The sequence below is a fragment of the Meiothermus hypogaeus genome (assembly GCF_003574035.1).
In the GTDB taxonomy this organism is placed as follows: Bacteria; Deinococcota; Deinococci; order Deinococcales; family Thermaceae; genus Meiothermus; species Meiothermus hypogaeus.
Map to the genome: position 1 here is coordinate 1 of NZ_QWKY01000042.1, position 18,315 is coordinate 18,315.

Here is an 18,315-nt window from a genome sequence, read left to right on the forward strand (position 1 = left end):
CTTCCAAGGGGCGGTATCGCCCTCCGCTACGCGGATAACTTCCAAGGGGCGGTATCGCCCTCCGCTACGCGGATAACTTCCAAGGGGCGGTATCGCCCTCCGCTACGCGGATAACTTCGGCCCTGTTGATTCGTTACCGTTCGGTAGCGAATCAACCGAATCTGGTATTAGATCCAGCCCATATCGAGCCTACCCGCCGGCTACAAGCTGGGTTTTAGTCTGCGGGAAGGCCTTTTCGCCCAGCAAATAGGCCACCACATCCCGAGCACTATACCGCGTGCCAAACCGGGCCACGAAGCGACCTATGCGCTCGAGGTCATCGCCACTGGTCACCAGGGGCAGCTCTGGGTCGCCATTTTTTTGCACCTGACCCTGTCCAACTGCTGCCAAAAGCGCGTTGCACAAGCACTTGCGCCCCTCGGTATTGGCGAGGTCGCCCCCTTTAGCCAGGTACTGCTCGATGGGCTCAGAAGCACAGCGGAAGCCGATTTTTCCATCGGCTACCTGATAAGGTTCGCGCAGATAGCCCAGGTCGCAGACCCGCGTTCGGCGCCGATAGACCTCCGGCTGGGAGAGCGTACCCTCTACTTCCGCTACCTTGAAGGGAAAACCGGTAGGCGAGGCTTTGGGGTCGGTAAAAACCCTGACCTCCCCTCTGGCGGCCTGCTCCAGCACCCGTTCTTTGAGGCCCGCCTCGAAACCAGACTCCTGGCTGTAGGCAAAGAGTGTTCCTACCTGGATACCTGCCGCTCCCTGGTTTATCGCGCTTTCCAGGGCTTCGGGCGAACCGGTGCCGCCAGCCAGCCAGAAAGGCAGGCCCAGGGCTTTGATTTGCTCGAGGTCGACCACATCCCGTTCACCATACACCGGCTGCCCGCGCTCATCAAAAACCGGCGCCCCTCGAGGGGGTGCGTTGTGCCCGCCTGCGGTAGGGCCTTCGATCACAAAGCCTTGAATGGTGCCCGTTACCTTGCGGGCCAGCAGGGTAGCCAGCGAGTTGGAGGCAATGATCGGCAAAAAGTGGGGGCGCTTCAGGGCCTGGGCCTGACCGGCGATTTCCTGCGGATTGAAGTGAAGGCGGGGGGCGTCTGCACCTGTCCAGCCGGTGACGTCTAGCTTGAGCGAAGCGGTCTCTCCGGCTGAAAGTTTGTCGAGTGCTTCTGGAATCTCGCGGGGAATGCCTGCGCCCATCAACACATAATCCACCCCGGCCAGCATGGCCCCGTAGAGCGTGCCCAGGGTAGGAATTTGCAGCTTGGTCAGAAGATTGATGCCAACCAGACCCCCATGCCCCTCCTTGGCTAGAAATACCTCGACGTACCCGCCCAGTACGTGCATAATTTGCGAAGCGGTATCACCCAAGCGACTTGGCATAGGGACGCGTTTGTAGGGCTGACCCCGGCGACCCTCGGGCTGAAAATATTTCTCCAGAACCGGTTTAACCCAATGCTGGAAAGGAAATGCGCTCAGGGCGCGGCGCACCCGCCCGGCGGGGTCGCCGTCCTGCAATCGCCGCACCAGGATCGTATCCATAGCAGTACCCGACACCACGCCCAGTTGCCCCAGCAATGAAACGGTTCTGGCCAGACGCCAGTTGGAAACAGAAACACCCATCCCACCTTGAATGATGCGCGGTAGGGCTACAGTAGCTACATTTTGCACGTGAACAAACCTCCCGAAAAAGAACAAGTCGACGAAAAGATGCCTGATTGTACGGGGAGAAACGGTGAGAACTCCAGGCAAAAGCGGCAATACCCTTGGGTCTGTACCTGGTACAAAAGAGCGGCACCGAATGCGCTTGCTCGAGACGCTCCGCCTGATGGTGTAATGGAGATGGCATGAGCCTCGAGGCCCTCTACACCCAAATAGCAGACTGCCGGGCCTGCCCCCGGCTGGTAGCGTGGCGCGAGCAGGTGGGGCAGGAAAAACGCGCTGCCTTTCGTAACGTAGAATACTGGGCCCGGCCCGTACCGGGTTTTGGCGACTTCGGGGCCCGCATCCTGGTTTTTGGGCTGGCCCCCGGGGCCCACGGCTCCAACCGCACCGGACGGCCATTTACCGGTGATGCCTCTGGCGACTTTCTGTACCCGGCCCTCTACCGCGCCGGGCTCTCCAACCTGCCCACTTCTACCCACAAGGGCGATGGCCTGGTGCTGCATGGCGTTTACATCACCGCTGCGGTGCGCTGCGCACCGCCCGGCAACAAACCCAGTCCCCTCGAGATACGTACCTGTGCAAAGTGGACTGAACAGGAACTGGCTTTTCTGGGCAACCTCAAGGTCTACCTGGCTCTGGGCCAAATTGCCCACGACGCCCTTTTGGGATATCACCGTCTGCGCAAATCAGCCTATCCCTTTGCCCACGGCAGCGAGTACCGCATTGGCGAGCGGGTCTTGTTGAGTTCTTATCACGTCAGCCGGCAGAACACCCAAACCGGCAAACTGACCGCCGCCATGTTTGACGGGATTCTCGAGCGGGCGAAAAGGCTTGCTAATAGCCCATAGCCTAGAGCCAAAATTGAGCCCCGAGCTATTGGCTATAAGCCATCAGCTATCAGCCTTCTTGCTATACAAAAAGTCGTAGAGCAGGGCCGCCAGACCAGCCCCCACCAGCGGGCCAGCCCAGTAAACCCAGTGGGCACTCCATTCACCGCCGATGATGGCCGGGCCCAGCACCCGGGCAGGGTTCATGGCCGCCCCCGAAATAGCCCCTCCGGCCAGGATGTCCATGGTGATGGCCAGACCAATGGCCAGCCCTGCATAACTATAGTTGTTGAAAACCGCTGAGCCAAAAATCACCGAGACCAAAAAGAAGGTCAGGAAAATCTCCATCATGAGGGCCTGGATGGCGGTGTGGTTGGCGCCGGGGGCCGGGGTTCCATCGGCTACCGCGGTGCCACCGTAAAGCGCACCAATGAAGAAAGCCGCTACCAACCCCCCCAGCAGTTGGGCCACCCAGTAGCCCACCGCGCCCACCGGGGAAATGCGACCGGTAATGAGCATGCCAAAGGTGACGGCAGGGTTAAAATGACCCCCCGAGAGCGCCCCCAAAGCCACCACCGAAAGGCCGATGGCCAGGCCGTGGGCCAGGGCTACTACCATAAGGTCGCCACCCTGGGTGGCGGCAATGGCCCCAATCCCTACAAAACACAGGGCAAAAACTCCCAGAAACTCTGCAATTAGAGCGCGTATGTTCATGTTTTCCTCCCAACCCTACGTTACCCCAGCCCCTGGGGTTCCCACAATTGGCCGGATTTGACAAAGCTATTAAGGTTTTGTACGTAGGATAAATTCGTGTGGCTGCGCCTGAAGCGATTGTACAAAGCTTTTATACCGGCTCAAGCCCAACCGGACGACGGCTGGGCCCTGGCCGAACTCAGCATCGAAGAGGCCCACCTGTACAAAGCCATGGATGTGCGCGATCGGGAACACGCCGTGCGGGTAGCCAAGCGGCTGCTCGAGCGCTACCCCGACGCCCCCAGCTTTGCCGTGCGGGCTGCCCTGCTGCACGACAGCGGCAAGGCCCTGCGGCCCTACCGGCCTTTGGAACGCATCCTGACTGGGCTTATTAGCCTGGATGTTCCCATCGAGCCCCTGGACAAAGGGCTGCGCGGGGCCTGGCAGATTCGCCGCCATCACCCCGAGTATGCGGCCATACGCATCCTCGACCCTCAGGTCGCCCAGATTGTGCGGGAGCACCACCGGCCCGAAAGCCTCTGGGCCCAGCGGCTGCACGAGGTGGACGAAGAGTTTTGATAAGCTTTGGGCGCGTCAGGTAATACCAAATTTTTGGCGAATAACCAACTTTTGGGTATACCCCAAGGTGGGAATGGGTGGTGGGTTTCCAACCCCTGTCCCCTACCCCCTGCTCCCTACCTCCCCTTTCCTACGCTATGCAAAGTGTTCAAGCGAAGAGGGTATAACGCAAATATAACGCTCCCTTTCCTACCCTGGCCCTCGAGGTGATTCCCATGCCTGCAAGAACCATCGCCGAAGAGCGCCGGCGCCTGCTGGACTACGGCATGACCCCAGAGGAAGTGGAGATCTGGCTTGCGCTTGGCAAGGTAGCCGGGACCCTGCTCAAGCTACCTACCCTTCACCCCAACGAGCAAGAAGAAACCGTGCGGGACATCCACAACCTGCAAAACCGGCTGCTTGCCAGGGTGGGGCTGCGGGCGCTGGGTTGGGGTCAGTAGGCTGGTATAGAGTAAGCCTGAGCCCCTCCGCAATCTGGGACATCCCTACCCATTTGGGCAAATTAAAATAATGTTTGCCCAGAAAGGAGGCGCTTTATGCTCAGGCCCAGACTACTGCTGTTGTTTGGACTGGGTTTGGGGTTGCTGGTATTGGCGGCAGCACTGCCGACCTTTGTGATCAACGGCAAGACCGTCAAGGTAGACACCCTGGAAAAAGGAGGGAAGTATTACGTAGAGGTACAGGGCTTTGCCAAGGCGCTGGGGGTCAGCGTTACCTACGACAAGGCCAAGAACCAGTTTGTCATTGTAAGCGTGGGCCAGGCCGCCCAGACCCAGGTGGCAGGCACCACCCAACTGGCGGGTGGCGAGGGCGAATTTGGCAAAACCTATACCCTCGGCCAGTCTAGTCCGCTTAATTTCACCCTTCGAAGCGCCGAGTATACGGTGAGCCAGGTCACGGTGGGTACCAGCGTCTATGCTCCTGAAGCCAACGAAAAGCTGCTGATACTGCACTATACAGTTCAGAACCCAAACCAGCAGGATAAAAACGTCAACTGGAATAGCTTCAAGTTCACCGTGGTGGATGCCAAAGACTTCAACCACGTTTTTGACAGCTTCGTGGCCCGCGAAGGCACCACAGAAGTCTATGATGTCAACCTCAAACCCGCCCAGAAGGTGGATCTGGTGGCCGCTTGGGCGGTGCCGGCTTCAGGGGCTATGCCCAAACTCATCGTGGAGCGCGAACGGGGGGCGCCGGTTCTGCGCTACGACCTGCGGGGCAAGGTCAAGCCCCTCCCGGCTCCCTTTGCCGACCCGGCAGACCCAAGTGGGGCCACGGCCCTCGAAGAAGTGCCCGCCAAGGCCGGAACCTACTACCCCATGCTAAAGTTTGATATGAGGCTCGAGTCGGTGAGCTACAACACCGAGCCCATGGATAAGCGGCCTCCTGCCGAAGGCAAACGTTATTTGGTCGCCACCTTCGCTATCAAGAACGCCTGTGCCCCTACTGCCCGAGAAGCGAACTACAGCTACAGCAATTTCAAGTTCGAACTCAAGGATACCGATGGCGAGAAGCAAGAGTTTGACGGGTATCTGATCAAGGCAGCCCGCGACGAGCACGCCGAAGGCAAGCTCAAATCCGGTGAGGAATACAAGTTCCGCATCTATTTTGAGCTGCCCCAGGAGGTGAAGGGCCAGACCCTATATGCGGCTGAGGGGAAATCGAGGGTCTACGCCTTTGATCTGAGCCAGTTCCAATAGAGCGCTCTTCGCCTATTTATACCGGATTCAAAAAGATAGTTTACAAAACCAAAAACCCCATAGGCTGTCTTTTTGAATCCTAGAGCACACCCCTCCCTTGAGTACCGGCGCTAGCCGGGGGCCGATGGCCCTTCACTGTCGGTCGGCGAAGAAAGCGTCTCCCTTCCAAGGGGCGGTATTGCCCTCCGCTACGCGGATAACTTCCAAGGGGCGGTATCGCCCTCCGCTACGCGGATAACTTCCAAGGGGCGGTATTGCCCTCCGCTACGCGGATAACTTCGGTCGGGTTGATTCGTTACCGAACGGTAACGAATCAACCGAATCTGGTATTAGAGCCAGCCGACTTCAAAAAAGCTTTGTCCTGGACAGAACAGTGGCCGCCTGGGTAGGCGGCCACGTCCGTGAAGAGCGCGATAGGACGGTCAAGACCCCCAAACCAGTGGAGCAACACCGGTCAATACCCCATCCACAAAAGCGCGGATGGGATATTGAGCTTCACAAGCTGCTTTGTAAAAAAACCCCGATTGCAATCAGAATCGCTCGGTCACGCTCTTCATCTGCAGGAAGTTGAGCAGGTAATCCGGCCCCCCGGCCTTGGTATCGGTGCCCGAGAGGTTGAAGCCACCAAAAGGCTGCACCCCGACCAGGGCTCCGGTAATTTTGCGGTTGAAGTACAGGTTGCCCACGTGGAACTCGCGGCGGGCCCGCTCCAAACGCTCGCGCTTGCGCGAGAACACCCCGCCCGTCAGGCCAAAGCGGGTGCCGTTGGCCACCTCGAGCGCGGTGTCGAAGTCGGGTACCCGGATTACCGAAAGCACCGGGCCAAAGATTTCTTCCTGGGCAATACGGGCATCGGGGGAGACTTTTTCGAACACGGTGGGCGAGATGAAGAACCCGCTGCCCTCGAGCCGGCGTCCCCCCAGGGCCAGCCGGCCCTCTTGCTGCCCAATCTCGATGTAGGAAAGCACCGTTTTTTCCTGCTGGGCGCTGGCCACCGGCCCCATATCGGGGTTCTCCTCGGCGGGGCCTACAATCAGACCCTCGGTGCGGTGCAGAATCTGCTCCATCAGGAGGTCGTGCACCCCGTCCACCACAATCAGCCTCGAGGCCGCCGAGCACTTCTGTCCCTGGAAGCCAAAGGCGCTCTGCACGGTGGCCTGGGCTGCTGCGGCCAGGTCGGCAGTTTCGTCCACAATCAGGCCGTCCTTGCCACCCAGCTCCAAAAAGACCCGCTTAAGCCAGACCTGCCCCGGCGAGAGCCGGGCCGCGCTTTCGTTGATACGGAGGCCGACCTCGAGGGAGCCGGTAAAGTTGATAAACCGGGTGCGGGGGTGCTGCACCAGATAGGCCCCCACTTCGCTGCCCGACCCCGGCAAAAAGTTAGCGACGCCTGCGGGCAGACCAGCCTCTTCCAGAATCTCGAAGAGCTTGGCCGCAATCACCACGGTGTCTTCGGCGGGCTTGGAAACCACACAGTTGCCCACCGCAATGGGGGCCACGGTCATGCCGGTCAGGATGGCCAGCGGGAAGTTCCAGGGGGCAATCACCACCCCCACCCCCAGCGGGATGTAAAAGGCCTCGTTGTCCTCGCCCGGATAGGGCAGCACCGGGGCGCCGTCCTTGTACTTGAGGGCCGAGATGGCGTAGTAGCGAATAAAGTCGATGGCCTCGGCCACATCGGCGGCGGCTTCCACCCAGTTTTTGCCAATCTCGTAGACCAGCCAGGCCTCGAGCTCCCGCTGGCGGCGCTTCATGATCTGGGCCGCCTTCAGCAGCACCCGACTGCGGTGCTCCTGGGACCAGTCGCGCCAGCTCTTGAAGGCCCTCCAGGCCGCGTCCAGGGCGGCATCGGCCTCGGCAATGCCGGCCCTGGCGCTCACCCCAATCACCTCCGTCGGGTTAGATGGGTTGGTAGAGGTAATGGTTTCCTGGGTATGCACTTTCTCGCCGCCGATGATGAGGGGGTAGTGGCGGCCAAACTGGGCCCGTACCTCGGTCAGGGCCTTGCGCATGGCCTCGAAGGCCTCGGGGCTCTGGAAGGTTTCGATGGGTTCGGGGCGGTAGGGTTCGGGGGTCATACAAGCTCCTTTCGTTGATGCCTTTTGCTCAGGACTTTTTGCTTTATACATGCACCACATGTCCGGCCTGCTCGAGGGCTGCCACAGCCCGCTCTAGCTGTTGGTGCTTGAGCAGCACGTAGTCGGTATTGAAGGTCGAGACCGCAAAGATGCCCACCCCGGCTTCGGCCAGCGGGTTCAGCACCGAGGCCAGGATGCCGGTAAGGGCAAAATCGAAGGGGCCGGCCAGGCGAAGGCAACGCCAGTCACGCTCGGCTTTGACTTCGGGGGGCACGCGGCTCTGCGGGCAGACCACGGTTAGCTCCTCGTCGCTGCGGCTGATGCTCACAAAGCCCTCGCCCTGTGCCCAGGCCGGTAGGGAGACGTTAGCAGCAAGCTGGCAGACCGCGTACCGGCCTTCCAGAAGGTGCAAATCCAGTTTGGCTGCCATATCTATCCTTGAATCAGGCTCCGGGCCACAAACAGGAGGTTCTCGGGCCTTTCGGCAATGCGGCGCGAAAAGTAGGGGTACCAGTCGGTACCGTAGGGCACATACGCCCGCACGGTGTAGCCCTCGGCGGCCAGTTTTTTCTGCTCATCGCGGCGCACCCCGTAAAGCAGTTGAAACTCGAAGCGCTCACGCCCGATGCCTTTTTCGGCTGTCCAGCGTTTCATCTCCTGAATGATCTGGGGGTCGTGGCTGGCAATAGCGGTATAGAGGCCATTTTCCAGGGCCTTCTTGCACAACACCATAAACTGCGCATCCACCATACGTTTGTCCTGAAAGGCCACCTCGGGGGGTTCTTTGTAAGCACCCTTCACGATGCGCACCGGCGTTCGCAGGGGTATGAGGTCTTGCAGGTCTTGCTCGGTGCGCTTGAGGTAGCTTTGCAGCACCAGCCCGGTGTTGTCGAAACCGGCCTCGCGCAGCCGCTTGTAGACCCGCAGGGTAGCCTCCACCCGGGGGCTGTCCTCCATGTCAATCCGCACGAAGCAGTCCACCTTGTGCGCCTCGGCCAGAATCTCCTGCATCAGGGCAAACGCCAGGTCTTCGGATAGATCGAGCCCCAGCTGGGTGAGCTTGAGGGCCACATACCGCGGGTAGGGCAAAGCCCCAAAGGCCTGTACCAGCCGCACAATCTCGCCCTGGAATTTTCGCGCTTCGGCTTCCGAGGTGACCATCTCGCCCAGCAAATCCAGGATGGCATGAATCCGGTCGCGCTCCAAAGCCTCCACCACCCGCAAGGCTTCCTCCAGGGTATCGCCGGCGATAAACCGGCGGGCAAAATTGCGCCCCCGGGTCAGCACCAGGTTTTTAATGCCTTTGTTCTGGGCAATCGCCAGCACAAACGAACGATAGCTTTGATTGAAATCCATAGGCACTCCTCTACTGCCAGACCTGCTCCTGGAGACTTTGCATCACCAGGTCGCGGAAGTTGTACACGTGTGCCCGCGCTGCCTCGGCGGCTTGTTGGGGGTTGTGGGCCTTGAGCGCCGACAAAATGGCCTGGTGCTGCTGTCGGGTTTTGGGGTGTTGGGAAAGGGTGCGCTGGAAGGAGCGAATGAGTGTCAGGCTCGAGCGCAGGTCGGCATAAATCCGGGCCAAAGTTTTGTTGTGGGCCGCCTCGACCAGCGCAGTGTGAAAGTCGAAGTCTACCTGCATCTGCTGGTTGTAATCGTCTTTAGGCAGCGCATCCAGGGCCTGCAAAAGCCGCTCGAGGCCATCCAGTTCTGCCTGGGTGGCATTGCGGGCAGCTAAAGCCGCCGCCTCGCCCTCGAGCAAGGCCCGCACATCATAGACCTCGCGCACCTCGTTGGCCGACAGGACACGTACCCGCGCTCCTTTGTTCGGTAGTAGCTCCACCAGCCCCTCTTGCGACAAACGCTGCAGGGCTTCCCGCACGGGGGTACGGCTGATGCCGAGTTCCTGGGCCAAGCCCGGCTCGGAGATGCGCGTCCCCGGCAGCAAGGAACCGGCCAGAATGGCCCCTCGCAGGTGGGCGTAGGCAGCTTCGCGCACCGAGTGGGGCCGTTGAAAGTGGGCCATAAAGTGTATACAGTATACATCTCTGGGGTAGCCGGGTCAAATCAAAAAAGACGGCCCGAAGGCCGCCTTGGTGCATTGCGGGCCAGGTTATGGCAGAAGCTGGCGAAGCGCTTCGACCTTATCGGTGTTTTCCCAGGGGAAGCCCTCGCGGCCAAAGTGGCCATAGGCCGAGGTGGCGGTGTAGATGGGGCGGCGCAGGTTGAGGTTCTCAATGATGGCCCTGGGACGGGCATCGAAGACTTTTTGGGCAGCTTCGGTCAGCTTTTCATCGGGCACCATACCTGTGCCGAAGGTCTCGACCCGCATGCCCACCGGGCGGGCTTTGCCGATGGCATAGGCCAGCTCGATGAGCGCACGTTTGGCCAGCCCGGCTGCCACAATATTCTTGGCGATGTAGCGGGCGTAGTAAGCTGCCGAGCGGTCTACCTTGGTGGGGTCTTTACCGCTAAAGGCCCCCCCACCGTGAGGAACCGCACCCCCGTAGGTATCCACGATTATCTTGCGCCCGGTCAGGCCAGTGTCGCCGTGTGGCCCGCCAATCACAAACTTGCCCGAGGGGTTCACCAGGTACTGGGTTTCCTTGCTCAGGTACTGCTCCGGAATGGCCTTTTCGATGACCAGGGTGCGAATGTCGTGCTGGATCTGGTCGGCCTCAACCTCTTCGGAGTGCTGGGTGGAAACCAGGGCCGTACCCACATACAGCGGCTTCTGACCCTCATAAACCACGGTCACCTGGGCCTTACCATCAGGGCGCAGGTAAGGGATTTCGCCGGTTTTACGGGCTTCGGCCAGCCGCCTAGTCAGACGGTGGGCCAGCGAGATGGGCAGCGGCATTAGTTCAGGGGTCTCGTCGGTGGCGTAGCCAAACATTAGGCCCTGGTCGCCCGCACCCACCCGGTCGAACTCGTCCCGCGAGCCCAGCACCCGCCACTCCCAGGACTCGTTGACCCCGCCGGCAATGTCGGGCGACTGCTCGTCTATGGCCGTAAGCACCGCGCAGGTATCGCCATCGAAGCCGTATTTGGCCCGGGTATAGCCCACCTCGAGCACGGTCTGGCGCACCAGGCGGGGAATGTCCACATAGCTCTTGGTGGTAATCTCGCCTGCTACCATCACCAGGCCCGTGGTCACCAGGGTTTCGCAGGCCACCCTGGCCTCGGCATCCTCGGCCAGAATCGCGTCCAGCACCGCATCGGAAATGCGGTCGGCCAGCTTGTCGGGGTGCCCTTCCGTCACCGATTCCGAAGTTACCAGTCGTTGCAACTTTATCCTCCTATAGCACGCAGTAAAGCCGCGTCAACCGACAAAGTATAGCACCCCCATAACCAGTTCGTTCCACGGAAACCTGAACTCGAGCGCCTCGGCGTAGATAAACATCTAAAACGCCGTTATACCGGATTCAAAAAGACAGTTTACAAAACCAAAAAAACCATAGGTTGTCTTTTTGAGTCCTGGAGCACACCCCTCCCGAACGGTCGGCGAAGAAAGCGTCTCCCTTCCAAGGGGCGGTATCGCCCTCCGCTACGCGGATAACTTCCAAGGGGCGGTATCGCCCTCCGCTACGCGGATAATTTCGCTCGGGTTGATTCGTTACCGTTCGGCAACGAATCAACCGAATCTGGTATTGTTGCCTGCCATTACAGGGAATGCAGCCCTTCTGGATTGCTTCGGCAGCGCCCACGCCCGGGCTACGCTCGGTTTCGCACCTGCTCGCCAATCAGGGCGATGAATTCCTGCACGATGCGGGCATCCAGGGTATCGCCCGCTTGTTTGCGCAGCTCACGCAGGGCATCTTGCTGGCTCCAGGCAGCCTTATAGGGGCGCGACTGAAGAAGGGCATCGTACACATCTACTACGGCAAAAAGACGGGCCTCGAGGGGAATCTCATCGCGGGTCAGGCCAAAGGGATAGCCGGAGCCATCGATCCGCTCGTGGTGGTAGCGCACGATGTTGCGGGCCGTCTGGGACAAGAACCCCAGGTTTTCCAGCATACCGAACCCAATATCGCAGTGGCTTTGCATGATGCGCCACTCGGCATCGGTGAGGGTACCGGGTTTGAGCAAAATTGAGTCCGGAATTGCCAATTTACCCAGGTCGTGCAGGTAGGCCCCCATGCGAAGGCCCTCGAGGTCATCAAAGCCTAGGCGCCGCCCCAGGGCTTCGCTCAGGGCCACCACCCGGTCGGTGTGCCCCTTGGTCTCGAGGTCGCGTAACTCCAGACCCAGTCCCAGCGCGCGCAGGGCATCCTCGCGGGTACGGGTGATCTCTTCCAGGTGTCGCACACGTTCCCAGGCCCGTTCCAACCGCCGCGCCACCGCCTCCAGAAGCGAGATATTTTCATCTGAAATCGCCACCTTGTGGTGGAAACTGGCCAGGGTTAGGGCCCCATGAGGCTGGCCCCGAACCTGTAGGGGGGTGGTGACGGCCGTGCGCAGCGCCAGATTCTTGAATCTAGGCCAGGCTCCTTCCCAGGTTTGATAGTCGTCGAGTAGCTGGGTCTGGCCAGTTGCTAGGGCCTTGCCCATGAAACCTTCTCCTATGCGCACCGGCAGGGTGTCAAGGTGGCTTAGCAGCTCACCCAGTCCGTAGCGTCCATGCCGTACCTGAAGTTCTAGATGACCGCTTTGCGGATCTTCACTACCAGCCACGAAGCGAAAAACCCCTCCTGCATGTAAACCCGTCAGGCTCAGCAAGGTTTCAATGGCCCGCTGAGCCATGGCCTGGGGGTCATCCAGCATCTCCAGGTCGTTGGACATCTGCACCAGCGCCCGGTAGTTATCGGTTTGTTGGTAGGCCTGCTCGAGGGCTTGCAAACGCGAAAGCATCACCCCAGCCACCTTGGCCAGTGCCTCCAGAGCATAGCGATCCTGAAGCTGTATCGTACCCCCTGTCCCAGCCGTATCCACCGAGAGCACCCCCACGGTTCGTCCCTCCGGGTCGCCCAGCGGCACCCCCAGATAGGCTGCTTTGACCCGACTACCAGAGGTAAAAACCGCGCTGGATTCTATTGAGGCATCAGACAAATACAAAGTATCGCGTTGTTCCAGCACCCGCCAGGCTAAACCCTTACCCCGTGGATGACGGGTGCCTGCGGCCTGTTCAGCGGCATGACCTGCCGCTGCCACCACCTCGAGCACGTCGTCTTTGGGGCGGTAGAGCGTGACCAGGCTGGTCGAGGCTTTGGTCTGCTCCAGGGCTTCTTGCACAATCCATTGCAGCAACTCTTCGGTGGTTTGTGCAGCGGTCAAACGCTGGCTGATGTGGGTCAGGGTTTGTAAGCGGGCTAGCTCACGCTCCTGAGCAGCCTGGGCTTCCAGCCGTGCCAGCACCTGCCCAACGCCACGGCCAAACGATTCCAGCACGGCGGCATCCTCCGGTTCAAACGGGTATTTTGAATATGCAACCACCACACCGAAACCCTCGCCGTGGGCATCCTGCACAGGTACGAAGGCCGCAAAATCTACATGGTCTGTGACTACATTCAGATGTAATCGGGGATCATCCATTCGCACCATCTGGACGGTTCGTTCCTCGAGGGCTAGCCACGAAACCCCTTTACCCCGAGGCACGGTAAGACCCAGCGCCTCATCCCAGTTCACGGCCGCAAATACCCGGAGCTCATCACCTACCCGCCGTAAGGTCACTGCCCGCTCCTCACCCAGTATCTCTAAAATCAGATGGGGCAACGACTGCCACAATAGCTCTGTTTCACGAAAGGTGGAAAGAATCCCCAGTACCCGGGCCAGCCGTTCTTCGCGCTCGAGGCGAGCCTGGGTGTTTTGCCGCTCTTTCAGGGTCTGCAACACAACCCCCAGGCTAGAGCCCAACTCCTGGGCCAGAGGTAAGGCCTCTGAAGAAAACGGAGCCGCTTCGAGACGGTCGAGGCAGAGCCAGGCTTCTACTTTGCCATTAAGCGGTATGGGTACATTCAGTGACCAGTAAATCTGGTGCAGGGTCTGCCGATCTTGGGCAACAAGCCCGCTCAGCTCGGGCCGAACCTGCACAATGTTGGGCCGGGCCAAGAGCGCATCTTCAAGGCTGGCTCCATACCAGCGCAGCTCATCTTCAAGGCTCAGGGAGTATCGGGGCAAAGGAATGTTGTGGCCTCGCATGGCTACAAAACGATAAAAGTTACCTTGCCGCAGCAAGACTGAGCCAGCCTGAGCCCCGGGAATCAAGCGCAAGGCCCCCTCGAGGGCCGCCGTTACAAGCGACTCCAGATCTGGGCTGCTCACCAGTTCTCGCAGGAGGGCCAGCGTGCCCTGATATGGAACGCTCATATCAACATAGCCTAGGACTACGTAACCGTAGCGCAAGTTCACGCATCACAACCTGCAATCCCAACTGCCGCTGTTGGTTTGAGCTTAGGGTTTTATTGTGCGCATTAAAATACGCTCAGCAAGGCATTTTCGACTCATTTCTAAAAGCATTCCCGGGCTCAACGTTGCGTTTGATCGACCGGCTCCAGTCGGAATTGCCATTCAGCTTCAAAACTGCGTCTCCAGGGGAATATCAGACCCGTTGGCTGAAGTTGCCCCAGCCTCAAGTGTGGAGTGGGTTCAGATTGTAAGTGCTCAAAAACGTAACGGGCGGCCTCCTCGGTGAGGGGTTCGGGAAAGCGGGCACGCACCCAGGGCCGACCAATCTCTCCCCAAAGAAACTCGAGGTAGGCCTGGGCCAGGGCACGGCTGCGCCATTCCTCGCATGCGGTCGGAGGATTTCCAGCTTTCTGGCAGAGGGAAACCGCAAACAAGCCCCCCTGGGCTAAAGCAGTCCCCAGATTGTTGGCGGGGGTTCCCCACGCTGCATACGCCGCCAGATCGCGGTAGAGATCCAGTGCTACCAGATACCCTATCAGCGAAGCATCGCCCCGGTTGACCCTGGCAATATCGGCCACCGCTACCGGGGCCTCGCGCAAGCCGCGCAATACGGTTAAGACCCCCCGTCGGGGGTCTCCTCCGGTGTATACCATGAGCACCAGATCGGGCCGGCTGTCCACCAACACCGCTCCCGCCGAGGCCAGCAAGCGTGCTACGGATTCCTGCAGTGGAATCCCGTCGTAGCGCGTAACCTGCGGAGCCGCCTGAGGATTGTCGTAGAGCACCCGCACCCGCACTCCCGGATTCAGCGCCCGCAACAACAAAACCTGTCCGGCTTCGTCGGCCCCAGGCCGGGTCGGAATGGGCAGCGTAGCGGCCTCAGCCACAGCGGGGGAGCCGGGCAAGGCATCGTCCCAGGGCACTTCTACATACACAAAGCCATAGCCCAGGTTGCGCAACAACGCCAGGTTTCGCTCGCGGTTGGTGGCATCGGGATGCCTTGGAATCACACCAAAAGCCAGCACCTGAGCATTGGTGCGCTCCCGCCAGCGGGACAGCACTTCCAGACGATCCAGAGCCTCGTGCAAGGCAAGGGTAGAACTGCGGCTCTGCACCAGCCCGCCGTATACCAGCGCATCCAGGCTGACAATCAGGGTGCGACCCGGCTGTTCTTGCAGCCAATTCAAGAGATCCTGCGGATTCACGCCATCCCGACCCTGGTAAAGCGTTCTAGGCGGGCAATCTACCAACTGCCAGGTGCAGGGCGACCAGTTGGGTGGCCGGTTATCCAGAGGAATATATATTACCCCTTCGGGGTAGGCCCAGGCCAGTGGCAACAAGCACAACAATCCCATTACAACAGAGCGCATCAAAGGCCATCATAGTCCGAGCAGATGAGGGAAGCCTGCAAACCAATGCACCTGGGCCTGACTTATCGCAGTCCGGCCTCGAGGCTTTGACGAACTGAGCCCGGCACAGCTTTATCCCAACCCGTGGCTATGAAGACGTCTACGTCGTTCGCGAGTCTACAGTCACCGGTCAAGAGAGTCCAAGGTCAAATGCCAGCGCAAATCATCCGACGCTGTACATCTCGTCACCAGGGGTTCATGACGCACGATAACCCAATACTTTGCAAGACTTGCAAGACCGATGAGCACAAAGCGCTCATACAAATGAGCTATAATGGGCCAGGGTCGAGAAGAAAACTTCGACCCAACCCCAACATAAAAACCCGTAGCCCTATTCAGGGGAACCCGCAACCTGAGAAGGCTAAGAGCAGCCTCAAGTGGGTCATGATACAGAGACTACGTTTTATTGAAGTTGATACGCTAAGGTGAAGTTTATGGAATTAGAGCGCCAAGCCCAATTGGAAGCAGAGGCTCTGTCGCGCCGTGTATTAATCCACGACATCCTGCGCCGTTTGCGCGGCGAAGACAACGATTTACTGCCTTACAGTGCGGTTTCGGAGTTGCGACCCAAAGGGGAGTCGTACAGGGGGTTACAAACCATCGAGGTAGATAAAATTATCGGCACCGTTGATCGCTACGGCGACTTTGACGCCGAGTTCATGCCCAAAGAACCTTTTACCCTGGAGCGCTGGACCAAGCTGCGCCAGGCCCAGCTCGAGGGCACCGAGTTTCCCCCCATTCATGTTTACAAGGTAGGCGATATTTATTTCGTCAAGGACGGCAACCACCGCACCGCCCTGGCTAAAGCCCAGGGCCAGCACTACATAGACGCCTACGTGACCGAGCTGGATGTGCCGGTAGACCTAGACCCCGACGATACCCTCAAGGATGTGATTTTGAAGGGCGAGTACGCTGAGTTTCTGGAGAAAACCCGGCTGCCCGAGTTGCGCCCGGGCCACGAGCCCATCCTGTTCAGCAAGGCCGGACGCTACGACGTACTGCTCGACCACATCCACACCCATCAGTACTTCATGGGCCTCAACCAGAAGCGCTCGATTAGCTGGGAAGAGGCCGTCACCGACTGGTACGACAACCTCTACCTGCCCACCATTCTGGAAATCCGCGAAAACGGGGTGATGAAGAACTTCCCGGGCCGCACCGAGGCCGACCTGTACCTGTGGATTTCCGACCACCGCTACTACTTATCGCAGGCCCTCGGCCATGATGTAGGCCCTGAAGAAGCCACCCTTTCGGCTCGCCGGCAGGCACAAAAAGGCCCCTTGAGCCGGCTGGTAGACCGGCTGGGTTCCTGGCTGTCGCACCTGGCCGCCCAGCGCAAGCCCTCGGTAACCAAAAAGACCCTCGAGGGGTGATGCCAGATTCGGTTGGTTCGTTACCGTTCAGTAACGAACCAACCCGACCGAAGGGTGTGCTCCAGGATTCAAAAAGACATCCTATGGGGTTTCTTGGTTTTGTAAACTGTCTTTTTGAATCTGGTATGACTACCGCAGCAGTTGGAGGCCTCCGGGGGTCTGGATAAAGGCCCTCAGCTCGGGCTTTGGAGCGGGCTCGAGGCGAATCTGGTTCAGCTCGAGATCTAGCTTATGCAGCACCCGCGCAACCGCTTCCGCCTCCGGGTGAAAGAGCACCAGTTCCACCAGGCGGCAGCCCATGTCCGGCAGGGTATGGGTAGGGTGGCGCAGCCCCCACTGAATCAGGTAAGGCACTACCCCACCCCAGTGCAGGCGCCCGTCTTCGGGGAGGGTGATGTGCCATTCCAGTTCTCCCCTGCGGGCCTCCCGCGCCGGGCCCAGACCAAACCCCTGATAGCGCGCCAAATCCTCGGTGCGGGCCACCCAGGTAAGCAGGCGCGGGGCCCCGGTAAAGCGGTCGAGGTCGAACCAGCGGAGCTGAGCGGGCGGAGGGGCTTCGGGGTCGATGGCGATGATTTCCAGATAGGCCCCGTTGCCCAGGTTCAGCAAACGGTTGTGCGTGCCCATCAAGGGGTGCTTGCCTCCGGCGGGCGGTAGCTCCAGCCCCAGGGTATCCTGAACGTACTGCAGCCCCTCTCCCAGGGCCTTGGCCGCCAGCACCAGGTGATCCAGCCGGGTCATCCGATCTTGTTGCCCTTTTCGTCGTAGCGGTAGAAGCCCCGCCCGCTCTTGCGCCCCAAAAGCCCGGCCTGCACCATCTTGCGCAGCAGGGGCGAGGGGCGGTATTTATCGTCGCCCAGGCCCCGGTGCAGCACCTCCATAATGGAGAGGCAGGTGTCCAGGCCAATGAAGTCGGCCAGGGTGAGGGGGCCCATGGGGTGGTTCATGCCCAGCTTCATGACCTGGTCTATGGCCTCCGGGGTGGCCACCCCTTCCATCACGCACTGGATGGCCTCGTTGAGCATGGGCAAAAGCACCCGGTTGGAAACGAAACCGGGGTAGTCGTTGACCTCCACCGGGGTTTTGCCCATCCGGCGGGCTGCGTCCAGCACAGCCTGGGTGGTGGCCTGGTCGGTCAAGTATCCCCGGATGACCTCCACGAGTTCCATTAGCGGCACCGGGTTCATGAAGTGCATCCCGATAAAGCGCTCGGGCCTGCGGGTGGCCGAGGCCAGCCGGGTAATGGGAATGGAGGAGGTGTTGGAGGCCAGGATAGCCTCGGGCTTGACGGTCTGGTCTAGGTCACGGAAGAGCTCGAGCTTGGTGGGCTCGTCTTCCACAATGGCCTCAACGATCAGGTCGCAGTCCTTGAGGTCGGCCAGCTGGGTGGTAGTTTTTATCCGTTCCAGCGCGGCATCGTGCGCGCTCTGGTCGAGCTTGCCCTTTTCCAAGAGCTTTCCGATGGAGCGCTTGATGCTGCTGAGGCCGCGCTCGAGGAAGGAGGTCTCGAGGTCGCGCAACACCACCTGGTAGCCCGCCTGGGCCGCCACCTGGGCAATGCCGGCCCCCATCTGCCCAGCACCGATTACACCAATCTTACGAATTTCCATGGCTTCATCCTATCGCGCTTTGAGGCCCCTGTGGATGCTTGAACG

At 59.9% G+C, this 18,315-nt stretch carries 16 protein-coding genes; 5 read left to right on the forward strand and 11 right to left on the reverse strand.

Annotated elements, in window-relative coordinates:
- Positions 1-189: 189 nt before the first annotated feature.
- On the reverse strand, positions 190-1,614 hold the full coding sequence (locus Mhypo_RS11065) for a nitronate monooxygenase (protein ID WP_119341356.1): 1,425 nt from the start codon (positions 1,612-1,614) through the stop codon (positions 190-192).
- Between the two features lie 224 nt (positions 1,615-1,838).
- Here Mhypo_RS11065 and Mhypo_RS11070 point away from each other — a divergent pair, with 224 nt between their 5' ends.
- Positions 1,839-2,504: a uracil-DNA glycosylase gene (locus tag Mhypo_RS11070; protein ID WP_119341357.1), complete on the forward strand. Its 666-nt coding sequence runs from the start codon at positions 1,839-1,841 to the stop codon at positions 2,502-2,504.
- A gap of 42 nt (positions 2,505-2,546) precedes the next feature.
- Here the strand turns inward: Mhypo_RS11070 and Mhypo_RS11075 are convergent, their stop codons facing one another.
- Positions 2,547-3,197: an MIP/aquaporin family protein gene (locus tag Mhypo_RS11075; protein ID WP_119341358.1), complete on the reverse strand. Its 651-nt coding sequence runs from the start codon at positions 3,195-3,197 to the stop codon at positions 2,547-2,549.
- 96 nt (positions 3,198-3,293) lie between these two features.
- Between Mhypo_RS11075 and Mhypo_RS11080 the strand changes: the two genes are divergently transcribed.
- From Mhypo_RS11080 to Mhypo_RS11090, 3 genes are all read left to right on the forward strand, one after another.
- On the forward strand, positions 3,294-3,755 hold the full coding sequence (locus Mhypo_RS11080) for an HD domain-containing protein (RefSeq protein WP_119341359.1): 462 nt from the start codon (positions 3,294-3,296) through the stop codon (positions 3,753-3,755).
- Positions 3,756-3,970: 215 nt separating this feature from the next.
- Positions 3,971-4,195 carry a hypothetical protein gene (locus Mhypo_RS11085; RefSeq protein ID WP_119341360.1) on the forward strand — a complete coding sequence of 75 codons (225 nt, stop codon included), beginning with the start codon at positions 3,971-3,973 and terminating at the stop codon, positions 4,193-4,195.
- Positions 4,196-4,291: 96 nt separating this feature from the next.
- On the forward strand, positions 4,292-5,455 hold the full coding sequence (locus Mhypo_RS11090; protein WP_119341361.1) for a DUF4352 domain-containing protein: 1,164 nt from the start codon (positions 4,292-4,294) through the stop codon (positions 5,453-5,455).
- Positions 5,456-5,985: 530 nt separating this feature from the next.
- On the opposite strand, the gene pruA is transcribed toward Mhypo_RS11090, so the two are convergent.
- The 7 genes from pruA to Mhypo_RS11125 form a co-directional block, all read right to left on the reverse strand.
- Entirely contained in the window at positions 5,986-7,533 is a 1,548-nt protein-coding gene (pruA, locus tag Mhypo_RS11095) for an L-glutamate gamma-semialdehyde dehydrogenase (protein WP_119341362.1), read from the reverse strand.
- Between the two features lie 43 nt (positions 7,534-7,576).
- Complete coding sequence (locus Mhypo_RS11100) at positions 7,577-7,963, reverse strand: ACT domain-containing protein (protein ID WP_119341363.1); 387 nt, start codon at positions 7,961-7,963, stop codon at positions 7,577-7,579.
- 2 nt (positions 7,964-7,965) lie between these two features.
- Positions 7,966-8,889 carry a proline dehydrogenase gene (locus tag Mhypo_RS11105; protein WP_119341364.1) on the reverse strand — a complete coding sequence of 308 codons (924 nt, stop codon included), beginning with the start codon at positions 8,887-8,889 and terminating at the stop codon, positions 7,966-7,968.
- A gap of 10 nt (positions 8,890-8,899) precedes the next feature.
- A complete protein-coding gene (locus tag Mhypo_RS11110) occupies positions 8,900-9,559 on the reverse strand; it encodes a GntR family transcriptional regulator (protein WP_119341365.1) in 660 nt (219 codons plus the stop codon).
- Positions 9,560-9,646: 87 nt separating this feature from the next.
- Positions 9,647-10,828, reverse strand: coding sequence for a methionine adenosyltransferase (gene metK / locus Mhypo_RS11115; protein WP_119341366.1), 1,182 nt, complete (start codon positions 10,826-10,828; stop codon positions 9,647-9,649).
- A gap of 419 nt (positions 10,829-11,247) precedes the next feature.
- Entirely contained in the window at positions 11,248-13,839 is a 2,592-nt protein-coding gene (locus tag Mhypo_RS11120) for an HD domain-containing phosphohydrolase (protein WP_119341378.1), read from the reverse strand.
- A 158-nt stretch (positions 13,840-13,997) separates the two neighbouring features.
- Complete coding sequence (locus Mhypo_RS11125; RefSeq protein ID WP_119341367.1) at positions 13,998-15,248, reverse strand: DUF4127 family protein; 1,251 nt, start codon at positions 15,246-15,248, stop codon at positions 13,998-14,000.
- A gap of 473 nt (positions 15,249-15,721) precedes the next feature.
- Between Mhypo_RS11125 and Mhypo_RS11130 the strand changes: the two genes are divergently transcribed.
- Positions 15,722-16,660, forward strand: coding sequence for a DUF4032 domain-containing protein (locus Mhypo_RS11130; RefSeq protein ID WP_119341368.1), 939 nt, complete (start codon positions 15,722-15,724; stop codon positions 16,658-16,660).
- A 129-nt stretch (positions 16,661-16,789) separates the two neighbouring features.
- On the opposite strand, the gene Mhypo_RS11135 is transcribed toward Mhypo_RS11130, so the two are convergent.
- Positions 16,790-17,401, reverse strand: a complete 612-nt coding sequence (locus tag Mhypo_RS11135) for a VOC family protein (RefSeq protein WP_119341369.1) — start codon at positions 17,399-17,401, stop codon at positions 16,790-16,792.
- Positions 17,398-18,270: a 3-hydroxyacyl-CoA dehydrogenase family protein gene (locus Mhypo_RS11140; RefSeq protein ID WP_119341370.1), complete on the reverse strand. Its 873-nt coding sequence runs from the start codon at positions 18,268-18,270 to the stop codon at positions 17,398-17,400. The genes Mhypo_RS11135 and Mhypo_RS11140 overlap by 4 nt, the downstream gene beginning before the upstream one ends.
- Positions 18,271-18,315 lie beyond the last annotated feature (45 nt).